Below are 15192 nucleotides of genomic sequence, written 5' to 3'. Positions count from 1 at the left end.
TAAAGCACGAATTGTGAAATTTAATTTCCTGCCATCTACTGACAAATGAATGTGTTACACACACATGCACACCTATAACCACCCCGGCCAAAGCTCCTGCAATGGTTCGTTTCGTGTTTCCTTCAACCGCCCATTGCGGTAAATCAGTGCCCCCTGACCAAATATCAAACCACTACCCCGCAGGAGAATGGCTATTTCTTCATCGGAACCCTCAAAACCCCGACTGCGTAATTCCAGTTTTAACCGTCTGCGGGTTCCCCCCTCCGTACAGTTATTGACAGAACTCCAAGGGGCGGCGTTGCCGCCAGAAAAACCCGCCTCCGCTGGCGCTTCGGCCAACTTCGCAACCTTTTGCCACTTAACCAGACGGGTGCAAACTTCTGAATCAGGAACCAAAGGAGAATAAACACCCTGTACGCGCTGCACGTCCTCCGCGTATTCGTTGCCCTGTTCCGTAATTTCATAGGCCAGACGAACAACCAGATCACGGCGGGCAACCAGTGCCCCTCCCTGCGCCTGGGTATATGCAGCCCAGTCCCCGACATCAGCAGCGGCCAGAACCGCATCCATTCTGCGATCTGTCAGTACCTGATCCCGCAACCGACGCAGCTCACGCCAGACGGTTACCGGCGCACCACCAATCTGCTGAAACTGGCGAATACGCCAGCGTGAAGCCCACGCGGAAACGGACTTAGCCATATCACGCAGGTTTTCGCCGGTTTCTTCGTCCTGCTCACCATCAAGCGCAAAACCATCAATATTTTTTGAAATGTATTTCGCGATGTAGCCCGTGGCCGAACCTTTGGCGGGATCGATAGCTTCAACATGAAAACGTGCCTTCAGCGCCTTTTCAGATTGCAGTTCTTCAGAATCGGTAATTCTGGCGTGATAGCAAAGAATATCGCGCACCGTGTCCACGTCCTGCGGACGCATAAAAAGCAACATATGCCAGTGCGGTGTCCCGTCATGGTGAGGCTCAACAACCCGAAACCCAAATACATGAATACCCGCACGCGAGATCGCTGCGCGTGCTTTTGCCCATACGCCGCATAAATAGCGCTGGGTATCCTGCGGTGTACTTCCATCCCATTGCGATACAAAGCCCCCTTTGCTGTGAACCGCATGGAAACGTGATGGCGCGGTGATAGTGTAAAACTCACCGGCCAGCCCTTCTTCATTGGCCATATCTTCGAACCCTCGCATTCTTACCATTAGTTCACATCGACGGATCGCCGGATTTGCAACGCTGCGGTGCACCATGCTGTCCAGTGCAATGCGCAGCCCCTCATCATTCAGCAGATCAAACTTTTTAAAGAACTCCAGATTCCGCTTTTTCTGGTCTATCCATTCGCCCAGTGTTTTGCGGGATACATAAGCGCTGGCCGCTTTTTGCACCTGTCCCACCGCAATGGCCATGTGCTCGCGCTGCGTATCACGCGCACGTTTAAGACGCAGGTACCACCATTCCGGCGCCATCATGCGCAGTATCCCGGATTCCGCCTTACGCATTTCCAGTTGACCTTCATTGGCCTCATGTTCAGCCCAGTACGGCGGCTGGTTATTCAGCATCAGGCAACAGGCACAAAGATGGCGGTATGATTCCAGGGTGCGGCGGTGCAGCTCTCTGGCGTCGTCAGTGCCGGAATCAAACTGTTCGGTGAAGTCATAAAGTGACTGGGAAATCCAGCCAGATACCTGGCCAGCCAGTTTTTTAAGATCAGGACGGTCTAGTGACGGCAAGCGTTCCAGCGACTTACCAAAAGGAAGATCAGCAGCATCAGCGGCCAGCGAGTAACGCGCAGCCACTTTGCGCAGACGTGGCAATACATTCTCACCGATTGTTTTGCGCAGGAATGTATTGGCACGGCGACGCCCGTCACGGCCAGAAAAAAGCTTTTCGTAACGACGGCCAAAATACCCGGCTAACCAGTCGGGTATCTCATGCAGGTACCGGGATCGCCATTCATAATCCTGCGGGTTTACAGCCCACAGGCGGCGTTCTGTGATTGTCGCGTCTGCCGGAGTGCCTGGCGCGAATGTTTCCCGCCTCCAGGCATCAACGGCATAGCATTGTTCGTTTATTGCCAGCGTCATGCACAAGCCACCACAATGGAATCAAGCGGAGACTTCAGAATCAACTCAGCGGCCGTCTTTTGGCATGTAGCTGCGGCACCAATACTTCGCGGGGCATTAACGCGAACGGCTTCAAATCCGGCGTACAGGTAATGAACCATTTCCAGATCGGCGTTAGAGGCCACAACCGGCACACCTTTTCTGGCCAGACGGCGCAACTTACGCGCCAGCCTCCCCTGATCCATATGCGTAAAACCGCGCTCATGGTAAGCGGTGAAATTGTCGCTTTCAGTCAGATAAGGCGGATCACAGTAAACAACGTCATTCCCGTCCCGAACCAAATCGAGTGTTTCTGAATAGTGGGCAGTAATGAACGTTGCGCGTTTCGCTTTTTCAGCAAAGGCGCGGATTTCATCAGCGGGGAAATAAGGCTTTTTGTACTTACCGAACGGGACGTTGAACTGTCCTCGGCGGTTATACCGGCACAGGCCATTGAAGCAGTGGCGATTCAGGTACAGGAAACGCGCAGCATTTTCAACAGATTCAGAACCAGCCTTACCACCAGAAAGATTGAAAGCATCACGCACGGCGTAATAGAAAACGGCACGGCTTTCTTCATCACCTAACGAACCGGCAGTAAACAGGATCTCCAGCTCATTCAACAGCGCATCAGTGTGATACGCCATCGCCTTATAAAGATTAACCAGATCAGGATTCACATCTGCGATCAGATACTCGTCATAATCCGTATTCATCATGACGGCGCAGGAACCTGCGAACGGTTCAACCAGGCGCTTACCTTCAGGAAGGTGCGGACGCAGCTTAGGCATAAGGCGGGCTTTGCTGCCCACCCATTTAAGCGGAGTTTTAACGGCCATGTTTAGCCCCCGCCAGCAGTTGAAACAAACCACCGTTTTTGTAGATGTAAACAGCAACGTCAAAAAGAGACATTGAATTAATGGACAAAACAACCCAGCTTTCAAAGCCAGCAACAACCTCATTTACTGGCAGAACATGAGTAATCACCGCTGACCATTCTCTACCGGTGTATTTGCCGTGCTTCCATTCCTTCAATGAAAGAACATCACCTACCTTATAGTTACGATCATTTCTGCGCAGTTCTGCTTTTTTCTGACCAGCAATAACGGCATCAAAATGTTTAGGTGCAATTTTTATTGTGTGGACTTTGATTGTCATTTTGCACCGCCTTGCGCTAAAGCCTTAACGATGCCAACGGTCATCTTACAATCAGCTAAAGCACGGTGTGCCTGCCCTTCGACCACAACCCCTTCATGCGCAGCGGCATCAACTAACTTATGCCACTTATAACCGTGATATTTTCCCGGCTCGCCACGATACTCTGCATATAATTTCATGGCGCACAGGGAATACTCATCCATAAACGAAGAGAGTCCGTCCGTCCCTAATCCATTTAATTCCGCTGTTTGACGTATCAGGCGAGTATCATAATCAGCATTATAAATAACGAATCCATAATTAAAGAAAAGGTCAGCTACTGCACCGTGTACATCTTTCCAAGCTGGTGCATGGGCAACCATTTCATTTGTAATGCCATGAATTGCTATAGCCTCATCGGGAATAGGCTTAGTCGGTTTAATTAGCGTATTCAGCATAATGAAACCATTTTTATCTATGATGCAGACTTCAACGATTTCCGCATCATCACCCAACCCGGTGGTTTCGGTATCAATAAATAGGCGTTCATCGTCAAGCCACCGTTGTGCTCGCAGGCTGATAGAAGACTGCAATTGCTTAGTTTTCAATTCCATGCCGCACCTCCTTTGCTGCAAATCGCCGCAGCTTCTTCGCGGATTAACTCAACGATTTCCGTTGCGCTTAAACCTTCATTGGCTGCATGGGTGGCCAGCTTATCCAGACGGGTGGAACACAGATCAGCAGCTGCGGCTTTACCTTCCTGCGTGGCTTTGGTGAGCATGGCCAGCAGGTCGGTGCCTGATTTTGTTGTAGGTAAATCCTGACGTGTCATGTGCATTTTGGTTTCCTTAAGGCAAAAGAATCCCCGGCCACTTGAAACGTGGCCAAAAAATTCAGGCTGTTAATTAGTGAAAAGTGGGTTGTACTGTGGCGGCTGAGTAGTTCGGTGCCGGAATCAGGTGCAGCTCGTAGGTTGTCCGCCACCACTCCTGGATCAGCGCTTTTATCTCGCCAACACCCAGCGCCCCGGCTGTATAGAAAATCGCGCGAATCCCCGCCAGCGCTTCTATCTGTGCTTCTTTGCTTTCCGCTTCGCGATACACGCAGCACCAGAAAGCAGCATTGATCGCCAGCCAGTGACGCGGATTTGTCATGTGTTCAGTGTCATTGAAGAAGAACGGATGCAAAGCGATACGCCCATTTTTACTGGTGCTTTTCTCTGCAAACGCTAATGCGTAGTTATGCGGGACGCCCCACACAGCCAGCTCTGCCCCCAACGATTTACCCTCAACGGAAATAATGGTCATTAGTGATTCCCCTGTTGCTGCAACTTATGGACGATATGCGGCGCGATCACCATCTGCACCCCGCTACTGCTATAAATTGGATGTGCCTTTTTGATCGGGCGGTTCGCGGTGCGCTTTGAAAAATCGCTGTCACGTAAACTGCCAAAACCTTCAAACGTTAACCGCGCCCGCGAAATACCCTGTCGCAGTTGAATCATGTCCCGATAGCCCAGGCGTTCATAAATCTCACGCCAGCAGCACTTACTTAAATGGGCTTTAAATGCCCCGGAACCAGAAGTAACCGCAGCAGCATGAAGCACCACGCCGCGCCACTCCGGTGTTAAGTTGTCCCACCATTCAGCGGCCTCGCTGCTTTCGCTGAAGTATTTGCGGCGGATCTGTTTTAAATGCTCCAGCCCGCGCTTTTGCTGTTCCTGGCTAATCGCCATAGCGCCCCCCTATACATCCAACCAGGCGACGGGCTTTTGTAGACAAGAAACGCAAAACCGCCCCGCTTTTCATTCGAACAGGCTCATGCGTATTGAATTTATACGTGTGGCCAGGGTTCCAGCGCTGGCCGTTCGGCAGTTCTATCCAGCCCGTTGAACCACTCGGCAACTGCATGGCTGGTGATTCTTTTTTCAGGTAAGTCACAAACGCTTTCATGGTGTTCCCTCACATCAGGCCGGTGGCGTTGGTTGTGACCAGATCCACCGCAGCGGCCAGAACCGGCGCAGAGTGAATACGGCTTTCAACGGTATAAGCCAGCACGGATAAGCTACGGATTGCATCGCGAGCGCGATCCAGAATTTGAGTACGGCGGGCGGCGGTCATATGGCCAGTTGATACGGCTTCCCCAGCAATCGCGCCTACACACGCAGTGGCGCTAAGCGCACACAACTGCATGTTGGCTTCAGTGGCATTGTTCACCGGCACGGATGGAAGGCAGTTAATCTGACCTAACATCCCATCAAGTAAACGCGCATCCTCGGTGTAATCCGTGATAGCCAAAAGCTCATCACAGGTTAGGCGGTGCGGTTGTGCTGGGTTCAGTTTGTTGCGCAGGATCTGCGACTTCATACCAACGGCTGCGGCCACATCTTCAAGATTGTGCTCAGTTGCAAATGCTCGGCAAGCCGCATCAAAGTGCGCATGTTTAGAGGTCTGGTAATCAAACATTGTTTGCCTCTCCCTAATCCGTAGGATGGATTACGCGTTAAGCGAAATGTCACATTCGCTTAAAGCCTGAATAGTGAGCGCGGCCATGTTGACTTCGACCAGGCCTTTCTTCTGCTTACCCTTCGGCTTAATAGGTAATTTCCCGTATTCGATCAGGTTCCTGGCGGTTTCTTTGTTGGTACCAGTACGGCGGCAATACTCGTCTAAAGGCAGGTATGGCTCTGGGATGATGATTGTAATGTTCGGACGCATGAGGCAAACTCCATAAGTTAACCTGTACGGCAATACAGGGCTGTAACTGTCAATATTCACTTAAACCTACAAAGCGGAGTTTAAACTCACTTCGCGCAAGATTTCAAGGTAAAACTTTCGTGAACCTACAAATTGAGTTTTCTCATGGCGGAGCTGAGGTACTAGATAGAGTTATCCAAGCGTATGGATTCAACACAAAACTAGCCCTAGCCGAACATCTTGATATAGCAAGCAGCAGTCTGGCTAACCGGTATAAGAGGGATTTTTTTCCAGCTGATATCGTTGTTAGATGTATGGCTGAAACAGGAGCTACTCTGGAATGGCTTGCGACTGGACAAGGTAGAAAGTTTAACGATGACGAATTAGACATCATGAAACTGCCACGCAAGAAGATTGTGGACGGAAAACTCTATGAGTCTGGTTTCCTAATGCTCGATAAGGTTACTTTTTTACCTGGCAAACCTTTACCGCAGAATCCTATCTGTGTGATTGATAACACAATGCAATACATTGTTGATCAACACTTTACTGAAGTTTATGACGATGTTTGGCTTGTCGAAGTTGAAGGTAAAACCAGCGTTAGAACACTAACACGCATCCCTGTGGGAAAAGTTAGAGTAAGCGGCGTAGGTATGGCTTTTGACTGCGGTATTGACGATATAAAAATCATCGGCCGCATTGTTCTGACGATTGAATGAAATGAGTGTTCGTAAACTTCCGACAGGCGAATGGATCGCCGACTTCTACACCGTCAACCGTAGTAATGGTAAGAACGGGAAGCGCATACGTAAAAAATTTGCCACGAAGGGGGAAGCCCTGGCATTTGAGAACCATACGCTTCAGAAAGTAGACAGTGCGCCCTGGCTGGGTGAAGGGAAGGACAAACGAACTTTAATAGACCTGATCACAATGTGGTATGAACGCCACGGAGTAGCTTTGCGCAATGGTCAAAAGCGCAAAGACGCTATGACCTGGGCGGCAGAGTGCATGGGATTCCCGCTAGCTACAGAGTTTAATGCCCAGCTGTTCACGGCCTACCGCGCAAAAAGGCTTGATGGGCATTATGCCCGCACTAACAGAGTATCCAAGGTTTCCCCGAAAACAATGAACCTTGAACATGCTTACTTCCTGGCTATGTTCAACGAGCTGAAACGAATCGGGGAATGGTCAGCCCCCAACCCACTGGAAAACGTCAGACAGTATCGTACTGATGAAACCGAAATGGCTTTCCTCACTGATGAAGAAATTGAGCGGCTTTTGCTGGAATGCAAACGAAGCAAAGTAAAATACTTGGAGCTAGTCGTAAAAATCTGTCTTGCGACCGGCGCAAGATGGAATGAAGCGGCAACGCTGAAAAGCTCTCAGATCGCAGGCGGTAAAGTTACGTTCGTCAAAACCAAAGGGAAGCGCAACAGAACAATCCCCCTTGATGATGAACTTCTATCCGAATTGCCTGAAACAAAAGGCGCTCTGTTCCCCAAACCCTGCTATAACGCGTTCCGCTCTGCTTTGGAACGCGCAGGCATTGAGCTCCCCTCCGGCCAACTTACCCATGTACTGCGCCATACATTTGCCAGCCACTTTATGATGAACGGCGGGAACATTCTGGTTCTGCAAAAAATTCTCGGCCACGCTGACATCACTATGACAATGCGTTATGCCCATTTCGCCCCAAGCCACCTTGAAGATGCCGTTCGACTTAACCCCTTAAAATGTCGCAAAAATGTCGCGACAGCTTAGAAATACTGCCGAATACTCACAGATATTAACTAACGTAACTTATTGATAACACTGTAAGTTATTGTTTTTCGTAGATAGTTGATGCTTTATAATATAGCCTGTGCTATATCTGTATGTAATGCAGTCATCTCTCACGGATCGAGGGACCAGAACGTCAGGAGGTCAATATGAACGAGTTTAAGAGGTGTATGCGCGTGTTTAGCCACTCTCCCTTTAAAGTCCGGTTAATGCTGCTCTCAATGCTGTGCGATATGATCAACAGCAAACCTGAGCAGGATAAGCCCTCGGATAAATAACGCGGCGTCGCGGTACGCCGCGTCATCTGGCTGTCATCTACGGCCGTTACACTTCTGCCTATGTCAAAATAGCCCTTCTTTTTGTCGGATTTGCTAACCCCTTCGCAAAACAATTTCTGTCTGCCCGTTGACCTTCACATTCACACGCTCTATCTTCTTGCAGCCCTGCCTAACTTGCGGCTCGCAGATGCGGACCTCTTTCCCTCTTCACGCACTCTCAGCAGGTAATGACCCTTGGCGCCAGGGTAAGCACATGGCGTTTTTACGATAGTGGCATATGAATTTAACCGTCAAAGACTCACTTCTTGCTCGCAGCCGGGCCCTTAGCCCGTGGACTGGCTTTTATGTTCTGCAGTCGCTGCTGATCAACCTGGCGCTGGGCTATCCGTTTAGTCTGCTGTATACCCTTGCCTTCACCTGCATATTGCAGTTGCTCTGGCGGAGCGCGCCGAAAGCGCAGAAGGTGCTGATCGGCGTGTGTTCGCTGGTCGCCGCCTGTTACTTTCCTTTCGGCCAGGCCTACGGATCGCCAAACTTTAATACGCTGCTGGCTCTGCACTCGACCAATATGGAAGAGTCCACGGAAATCCTGACGATTTTCCCCTGGTATAATTACCTGATGGGGGTGTTTATCTTTGCCCTTGGCGTGATCGCCGTGCGTCGCAAACCTGACGAAGAGAAGAAACGCTGGAATAAATATGACAGCCTGTGCCTGCTGTTCAGCGTCGTGGCTTTTTTTGTCACCCCCGTACAGAACCTGGCCTGGGGCGGCGTGTTTAAATTAAAGGATACCGGCTATCCGGTGTTCCGTTTCGCCAAAGACGTCATCGTCAATAACAATGAAGTCATTGACGAGCAGGAGCGCATGGCGAAGTTAGCCAGCATGAAAGACACCTGGACTGTCACCGCCGTGAAGCCGAAATATCACACCTATGTGGTGGTGATCGGTGAAAGCGCTCGTCGTGATGCGCTGGGGGCGTTTGGCGGTCACTGGGATAATACTCCGTTTGCCAGCAGCGTTAACGGCTACCTGTTTGCCGATTACATCGCGGCCAGCGGGTCAACGCAAAAATCGCTCGGGTTGACCCTCAACCGGGTCGTTGATGATAAGCCGCTGTATCAGGACAACTTTGTCACGTTGGCAAACCGAGCCGGTTTCCAGACGTGGTGGTTCTCGAATCAGGGACAAATCGGCGAATACGATACCGCTATCGCCAGTATCGCAAAGCGGGCTGATGAAGTGCATTTTCTTAAAAACGGTGACTTCGAGGCGGACAAAAACACCCAGGACGAGGCGCTGTTAAAAATGACCGCACAGGTGCTGGAAACGGAACGCACCCAGCCGCAGCTGATTGTCCTGCATCTGATGGGGTCTCATCCACAGGCCTGCGATCGGACAAAAGGCAAGTTCGACACGTTCGTCCAGTCGAAAGAAACCTCCTGCTATCTCTATACCATGACTCAGACCGACGACCTGCTGCGAAAACTGTACGATCAGCTCCGCAACAGCGGCGACAGTTTCTCGCTGGCGTATTTCTCCGATCACGGTCTCGCCTTTAAAGAGCGTGGGAAGGAAGTGCAGTATCTGGCGCATGACGACCAGTTCCAGCAAAACTTTCAGGTCCCGTTTATGGTGCTCTCCAGCGATGACAAAGCGCATAAAGTCATCAAAGCGCGGCGCTCCGCCAACGACTTCCTTGGCTTTTTCTCACAGTGGACAGGGATCAGCGCAAAAGAGATTAAGATGAAGTACCGGTTTATCTCTGAACAGAAAGCCGGGCCGGTGTATATCACCAATTTCAAATTGCAGAAGGTGGATTATAACCACCTGGGAACCGATATCTTTAGCACCAAATCTCGCTAACCTCTTGAAATACATCCAAAAAAAATCCGCCCCTTGAGGCGGATTTTTTATATCACTGACGTGATTAGAAGCGGTAACCGACGCCTGCGATCCAGGTGCCAACGTCAACGCTACGAATACGGCTCTGCTCGTAAGAGAAGTCCAGAGCAACATTTTCGATCGGGTTGAACTGCACACCTGCGCCATAAGAGAAACCATAATCGCTGGTGTCATCTTTATGCGTCGGGTAGTTGGTGTCCTGGAATTTACCGTAGCCCACACCCACAACACCGTAGATGCTTGCCCAGTCGTTCAGACGGTAAGCCGGACCAGCAGTGATGCCGTAGTACTGAGTTTTGTTGTAATCGCCTGCACCGTTAGTACGATCTTTTTCGGTGTAAGTGAAGGAACCGATTACGCCCAGCGGGTTGTTGTCCTGCTCATAGCGATACTTCAGGTTGAAACCGTTCATTTTGTTCGCCGCGCCCTGAGCATCGCTCTGAGCATAACCACCGGTAACGGTAGACGTTGCAGCGACAGCGGAACCTGCGGAGATAGCCAGAACAGCGGCCAGTGCTGAAAGACATGCAATTTTTTTCATAACCACCTCAAATGTGCTTCAAATAAATCCTAAGTGTTAAATATATCAAAAATTGATGAGAAACTCTTTGCGATTAGTGATGTCTAACGGGCAATTTCATGTAACAGAACGTTTCCATCAATCGCTATCTCTTTCAATTAACATCACTTTTCCAGATATTTGCCCCATTATTACGCGCATAATAAAGGACATTCATCCAGATTATTCCTAATCTGCCAGCGCATTAATCCATCAATTTGCCGCCATTTTACGGCTTTCCAGAAATTTTTTTTCAACGAAGACTCAACCGTAGATGGTTATTTCCATTACACTGCCTCTTTTACTTTTCTATACACAAATCAGGCAAGTTGCTGGATGGCGTGTATCTACAGTTATGTCGGGAGAACGGATGCCAGGGTCGTCACGTAAAACGCCAGTTTGGCTGCCTGTTTTAGTACTGCTTATTGCCATGGCCTCAATCCAGAGCGGCGCATCGCTGGCAAAATCATTGTTTCCGCTGGTTGGCGCGCCCGGTGTCACCGCTCTCCGTCTGGCGTTAGGCACGCTGATTCTTATTGTCTTCTTCAAGCCATGGCGTCTGCGGTTTGCCAAAGAGCAGCGTCTGCCGCTGCTTTTTTACGGCCTGTCGCTGGGGGGAATGAACTACCTCTTCTATCTGTCGATTCAGACGGTCCCGCTGGGGATCGCTGTCGCGCTGGAGTTTACCGGGCCTCTGGCGGTCGCCCTGTTCTCTTCGCGACGCCCCGTTGATTTTATCTGGGTGGTACTCGCGGTTCTCGGACTCTGGTTCCTGCTGCCGCTGGGTCAGGACGTTTCGCATGTCGACCTGTTCGGCGCCACCATGGCACTGGGCGCAGGCGCCTGCTGGGCTATCTATATTCTCAGCGGACAACGCGCCGGCGCTGAGCACGGCCCGGCCACTGTCGCGATAGGTTCGCTGATTGCGGCTCTGGTTTTCGTCCCACTTGGGGCTGTGCAGGCCGGGGAAGCGCTCTGGCACTGGTCTGTCATTCCGCTGGGTCTGGCGGTTGCGGTACTGTCGACGGCGCTCCCCTACTCGCTGGAGATGATTGCCTTAACCCGTCTGCCTACGCGCACCTTTGGCACGCTGATGAGTATGGAACCCGCACTGGCCGCACTGGCAGGTATCCTGTTTCTGGGCGAAACGCTCACGTTTGTCCAGTTGCTGGCGCTTGGCGCGATCATTGCCGCCTCGATGGGCTCGACGTTGACCATTCGACGGGAAAGCAAAATAAAAGAGGTTGATGTAAATTAATTTTACATTTCTGCATGGTTGCATAACCATGCAGAATATCTTCCCGCTGTTTTCCCTGTATTTTCCTGATATTTCCCCACCGTCTATCTGCCCCGTACCGACTATTTATCCGCCTTCTCATGTCGCCATCAGAATATTGTTACCGCTGGTCTAACTCTTGCGCAACCACATGAATAGTAATGCAATTAAATAACGATGGTGTTAAATACTATTAAAGCGATAGGCAGAGCCAGAAAAGCAGGAATCATAACCGGTGCTATACTGAATCTCGTAAATTACTGGGACATAACATCAAGAGGATATGAAATTATGAGTACCGCTAAATTGGTAAAAACAAAAGCGTCCAATCTGCTTTATACCCGCAACGATGTCTCTGACAGCGATAAGAAAGCAACGGTTGAGTTGCTGAATCGTCAGGTGATCCAGTTTATCGACCTGTCACTGATCACCAAGCAGGCCCACTGGAATATGCGTGGGGCTAATTTTATTGCCGTCCATGAGATGCTGGATGGCTTCCGTACGGCATTGACCGACCATCTCGATACCATGGCAGAGCGTGCCGTACAGCTGGGCGGTGTGGCGTTGGGGACTACGCAGGTTATTAATAGCAAAACGCCGTTGAAAAGCTATCCGCTGGACATCCATACCGTTCAGGATCATCTGAAAGAACTGGCAGACCGTTATGCTGTCGTCGCTAACGATGTGCGTAAAGCCATCAGCGAAGCGAAAGACGAAGATACCGCCGATATCTTTACCGCCGCATCCCGCGATCTCGACAAATTCCTGTGGTTCATCGAATCCAACATCGAATAATCGCCTCATAAGTATTCCCTCTACAACCCTCGCCACGGCGGGGGTTTTGCACTTTTATGGTGCACCACATCGTCACCACTCCGTCGTAAAGTAAAATATTTGTAATAATCACCTCACACAATCGTTAACGAAAGATTGTTTTATCAACGATCTTTGCGCTAAATAGGCAGACCGTTCACGCCCCCTCCAGGCTGCACTAAATCAGTGCCCCAGAATGGTGCAAAAAGCGAGTTTTGCTCCGAGACCTGTGCACAAGCGTGCAGTCCCCTCTTGTTAAAACAAGGGGTTGCAAAACTGGCACGATTTTTTCATTACATTTATCGTTCTCGCAGGGGATCGCCCCGTGGATAAAAAAGGAAATGCTATGAAGTCTGTATTAAAAGTTTCACTGGCAGCACTTGCTCTGGCTTTTGCGGTGTCCTCTCATGCCGCGGATAAGAAACTGGTTGTCGCAACTGACACCGCGTTCGTGCCGTTTGAATTCAAACAGGGTGACAAATACGTTGGCTTTGATGTGGACCTGTGGGCCGCCGTAGCAAAAGAACTGAAGCTGGATTATGAACTGAAACCGATGGATTTCAGTGGCATTATCCCGGCGCTGCAAACCAAAAACGTTGACCTGGCGCTGGCGGGCATCACCATTACTGACGAGCGCAAAAAAGCGATCGATTTCTCTGACGGTTACTACAAAAGCGGTCTGTTAGTGATGGTGAAAACCAACAATAACGACGTAAAAAGCGTAAAAGATCTGGACGGTAAAGTGGTCGCGGTGAAGAGCGGTACTGGCTCCGTTGATTACGCCAAAGCCAACATCAAAACGAAAGATCTGCGTCAGTTCCCGAACATCGATAACGCCTACATGGAACTGGGTACCAACCGCGCAGACGCGGTTCTGCACGATACGCCGAACATCCTGTATTTCATCAAAACCGCAGGTAACGGCCAGTTCAAAGCGGTGGGTGAATCACTGGAAGCGCAGCAGTACGGTATCGCATTCCCGAAAGGCAGCGACGAACTGCGCGAGAAAGTGAATGGCGCGCTGAAAACGCTGCGTGACAACGGTACTTATAACGAAATCTACAAAAAATGGTTCGGTACTGAACCTAAATAATAATGGCTTTGCCTTCAGATGTTGCCCGGAGGCGCTAAGCGTACCGGGCATTTGATTTTTTTCACCACGGTAACAGGAACAACATATGCAGTTTGACTGGAGCGCCATCTGGCCCGCCATTCCGATCCTGCTTCAGGGCGCCAAAATGACCCTGTGGATCTCCATCCTCGGTCTGGCTGGCGGGATCATCATCGGCTTGCTGGCGGGTTTAGCCCGAACTTATGGCGGCTGGATCGCCAATCACGTCTCTCTCGTCTTCATTGAAGTCATCCGCGGCACGCCGATCGTCGTCCAGGTGATGTACATCTATTTCGCCCTGCCGATGGCTTTCCCGGACTTGCGCATCGACACCTTCAGCGCCGCCGTTATCACGATCATGATTAACTCCGGAGCCTATATCGCGGAAATCACCCGTGGTTCGGTCCTGTCGATCCATAAAGGATTTAGCGAAGCGGGTCTGGCGCTGGGTCTTTCCCGTCGGGAAACCATCCGTCATGTGATCATGCCACTTGCGCTGCGTCGTATGCTGCCTTCGCTCGGTAACCAGCTCATCATCAGTATCAAAGATACATCGCTGTTTATCGTCATCGGCGCGGCGGAACTGACCCGCAGCGGTCAGGAAATTATTGCCGGCAATTTCCGTGCCCTGGAAATCTGGACCGCGGTGGGTGTTATTTACCTCATCATCACGCAAGTCCTGAACATCGTGCTTCGTAGTCTGGAAAGAAGGATGAAAATCCTGTGATTGAATTTAAAAACGTCTCAAAGCATTTTGGCCCGACCCAGGTGCTGCATAACATTGATCTGAGCATTAAGCAGGGCGAAGTGGTGGTGATTATCGGGCCATCGGGTTCCGGTAAATCCACGTTATTGCGCTGCATAAATAAACTCGAAGAGATTACCTCCGGCGATCTGATCGTTGATGGGCTAAAGGTCAACGACCCGAAGGTCGACGAGCGTCTGATCCGTCAGGAAGCCGGGATGGTGTTCCAGCAGTTCTATCTTTTCCCTCATCTGACCGCGCTGGAAAACGTCATGTTTGGCCCGTTGCGCGTTCGTGGGACGAAGAAAGACGCTGCCGAGAAGCAGGCAAAAGAGCTGTTGGCGAAAGTGGGTCTGGCCGAGCGCGCTCACCACTATCCGTCTGAGCTTTCCGGCGGTCAGCAGCAGCGTGTGGCGATTGCCCGCGCCCTGGCGGTGAAGCCGAAGATGATGCTGTTTGATGAACCGACCTCTGCACTCGATCCGGAACTGCGCCACGAAGTACTGAAAGTGATGCAGGATCTGGCGGAAGAAGGGATGACGATGGTCATCGTTACGCACGAAATCGGCTTTGCCGAAAAAGTCGCCTCACGCCTGATCTTCATCGATAAGGGTCGTATTGCCGAGGACGGTAATCCGCAAACCCTGATTGAAAACCCGCCAAGCCAGCGTTTGCAGGAGTTCTTGCAGCACGTTTCCTGACGGCCTGCCTCCCTTCCATCTGGAAGGGAGGTTTCTCTACGACTCTTCCCATTTCGAATCGCCGCGCCTCCAGCCACTATAC

At 50.7% G+C, this 15192-nt stretch carries 21 protein-coding genes; 9 read left to right on the top strand and 12 right to left on the bottom strand.

Features of this window, described 5'->3' with window-relative positions; genetic code table 11:
- Positions 1 to 72 precede the first annotated feature (72 nt).
- The 10 genes from C2U53_RS17800 to C2U53_RS17755 form a co-directional block, all read right to left on the bottom strand.
- The gene (locus C2U53_RS17800) at positions 73 to 2094 is read right to left on the bottom strand and encodes a replication endonuclease (RefSeq protein WP_104446189.1); all 2022 of its coding nucleotides are present in this window, start codon (positions 2092 to 2094) and stop codon (positions 73 to 75) included.
- A complete protein-coding gene (locus C2U53_RS17795; RefSeq protein WP_104446188.1) occupies positions 2091 to 2951 on the bottom strand; it encodes a Dam family site-specific DNA-(adenine-N6)-methyltransferase in 861 nt (286 codons plus the stop codon). Before C2U53_RS17795 ends, C2U53_RS17800 begins: the two co-directional genes overlap by 4 nt.
- On the bottom strand, positions 2941 to 3270 hold the full coding sequence (locus C2U53_RS17790) for a DUF3850 domain-containing protein (RefSeq protein ID WP_104446187.1): 330 nt from the start codon (positions 3268 to 3270) through the stop codon (positions 2941 to 2943). The genes C2U53_RS17795 and C2U53_RS17790 overlap by 11 nt, the downstream gene beginning before the upstream one ends.
- On the bottom strand, positions 3267 to 3863 hold the full coding sequence (locus C2U53_RS17785; protein ID WP_104446186.1) for a 3'-5' exonuclease: 597 nt from the start codon (positions 3861 to 3863) through the stop codon (positions 3267 to 3269). The genes C2U53_RS17790 and C2U53_RS17785 overlap by 4 nt, the downstream gene beginning before the upstream one ends.
- Positions 3854 to 4087 carry a DUF2732 family protein gene (locus C2U53_RS17780; protein WP_104446185.1) on the bottom strand — a complete coding sequence of 78 codons (234 nt, stop codon included), beginning with the start codon at positions 4085 to 4087 and terminating at the stop codon, positions 3854 to 3856. Before C2U53_RS17780 ends, C2U53_RS17785 begins: the two co-directional genes overlap by 10 nt.
- 67 nt (positions 4088 to 4154) lie before the next feature.
- On the bottom strand, positions 4155 to 4556 hold the full coding sequence (locus tag C2U53_RS17775; RefSeq protein WP_000152652.1) for a hypothetical protein: 402 nt from the start codon (positions 4554 to 4556) through the stop codon (positions 4155 to 4157).
- Positions 4556 to 4984, bottom strand: a complete 429-nt coding sequence (locus C2U53_RS17770; RefSeq protein WP_104446184.1) for a hypothetical protein — start codon at positions 4982 to 4984, stop codon at positions 4556 to 4558. Before C2U53_RS17770 ends, C2U53_RS17775 begins: the two co-directional genes overlap by 1 nt.
- Positions 4974 to 5201: a phage filamentation protein Fil family protein gene (locus tag C2U53_RS17765; RefSeq protein ID WP_104446183.1), complete on the bottom strand. Its 228-nt coding sequence runs from the start codon at positions 5199 to 5201 to the stop codon at positions 4974 to 4976. The genes C2U53_RS17770 and C2U53_RS17765 overlap by 11 nt, the downstream gene beginning before the upstream one ends.
- Before the next feature lie 9 nt (positions 5202 to 5210).
- Positions 5211 to 5714 carry a phage regulatory CII family protein gene (locus C2U53_RS17760; RefSeq protein ID WP_104446182.1) on the bottom strand — a complete coding sequence of 168 codons (504 nt, stop codon included), beginning with the start codon at positions 5712 to 5714 and terminating at the stop codon, positions 5211 to 5213.
- A gap of 30 nt (positions 5715 to 5744) precedes the next feature.
- Positions 5745 to 5966 (bottom strand): hypothetical protein, encoded by a 222-nt coding sequence (locus C2U53_RS17755; protein WP_001247709.1) that lies wholly within the window; start codon positions 5964 to 5966, stop codon positions 5745 to 5747.
- Between the two features lie 119 nt (positions 5967 to 6085).
- Here C2U53_RS17755 and C2U53_RS17750 point away from each other — a divergent pair, with 119 nt between their 5' ends.
- The 4 genes from C2U53_RS17750 (at position 6086) to C2U53_RS17735 (ending at position 9866) form a co-directional block, all read left to right on the top strand.
- Positions 6086 to 6664, top strand: coding sequence for a phage repressor protein (locus C2U53_RS17750; RefSeq protein ID WP_001053198.1), 579 nt, complete (start codon positions 6086 to 6088; stop codon positions 6662 to 6664).
- 1 nt (position 6665) lies between these two features.
- A complete protein-coding gene (locus C2U53_RS17745; RefSeq protein WP_104446181.1) occupies positions 6666 to 7706 on the top strand; it encodes a tyrosine-type recombinase/integrase in 1041 nt (346 codons plus the stop codon).
- Positions 7707 to 7873: 167 nt separating this feature from the next.
- A complete protein-coding gene (gene mntS, locus C2U53_RS17740) occupies positions 7874 to 8002 on the top strand; it encodes a manganase accumulation protein MntS (protein WP_043001269.1) in 129 nt (42 codons plus the stop codon).
- Between the two features lie 277 nt (positions 8003 to 8279).
- Entirely contained in the window at positions 8280 to 9866 is a 1587-nt protein-coding gene (locus C2U53_RS17735) for a phosphoethanolamine transferase (protein WP_090048648.1), read from the top strand.
- 64 nt (positions 9867 to 9930) lie between these two features.
- Here the strand turns inward: C2U53_RS17735 and ompX are convergent, their stop codons facing one another.
- Complete coding sequence (gene ompX, locus C2U53_RS17730; protein WP_043001271.1) at positions 9931 to 10446, bottom strand: outer membrane protein OmpX; 516 nt, start codon at positions 10444 to 10446, stop codon at positions 9931 to 9933.
- A gap of 73 nt (positions 10447 to 10519) precedes the next feature.
- Entirely contained in the window at positions 10520 to 10564 is a 45-nt protein-coding gene (locus tag C2U53_RS29950; protein ID WP_125340082.1) for a hypothetical protein, read from the bottom strand.
- Positions 10565 to 10834: 270 nt separating this feature from the next.
- On the opposite strand from C2U53_RS29950, the gene rhtA reads away from it, so the two are divergent.
- The 5 genes from rhtA to glnQ all read left to right on the top strand — a co-directional run bounded on the left by rhtA (position 10835) and on the right by glnQ (position 15110).
- Positions 10835 to 11722 (top strand): threonine/homoserine exporter RhtA, encoded by an 888-nt coding sequence (gene rhtA / locus C2U53_RS17725; RefSeq protein WP_043001272.1) that lies wholly within the window; start codon positions 10835 to 10837, stop codon positions 11720 to 11722.
- A 309-nt stretch (positions 11723 to 12031) separates the two neighbouring features.
- Positions 12032 to 12535 (top strand): DNA starvation/stationary phase protection protein Dps, encoded by a 504-nt coding sequence (gene dps / locus C2U53_RS17720; RefSeq protein ID WP_042320427.1) that lies wholly within the window; start codon positions 12032 to 12034, stop codon positions 12533 to 12535.
- Between the two features lie 364 nt (positions 12536 to 12899).
- Entirely contained in the window at positions 12900 to 13646 is a 747-nt protein-coding gene (glnH, locus tag C2U53_RS17715; RefSeq protein ID WP_043001273.1) for a glutamine ABC transporter substrate-binding protein GlnH, read from the top strand.
- Between the two features lie 85 nt (positions 13647 to 13731).
- Positions 13732 to 14391: a glutamine ABC transporter permease GlnP gene (gene glnP, locus C2U53_RS17710; RefSeq protein WP_043001274.1), complete on the top strand. Its 660-nt coding sequence runs from the start codon at positions 13732 to 13734 to the stop codon at positions 14389 to 14391.
- Entirely contained in the window at positions 14388 to 15110 is a 723-nt protein-coding gene (glnQ, locus tag C2U53_RS17705; RefSeq protein WP_043001275.1) for a glutamine ABC transporter ATP-binding protein GlnQ, read from the top strand. The genes glnP and glnQ overlap by 4 nt, the downstream gene beginning before the upstream one ends.
- Positions 15111 to 15192 lie beyond the last annotated feature (82 nt).

The organism is Citrobacter sp. CFNIH10 (assembly GCF_002934585.1).
GTDB lineage: Bacteria > Pseudomonadota > Gammaproteobacteria > Enterobacterales > Enterobacteriaceae > Citrobacter_A > Citrobacter_A amalonaticus.
This window is presented reverse-complemented; position numbering and strand designations above follow the sequence as displayed.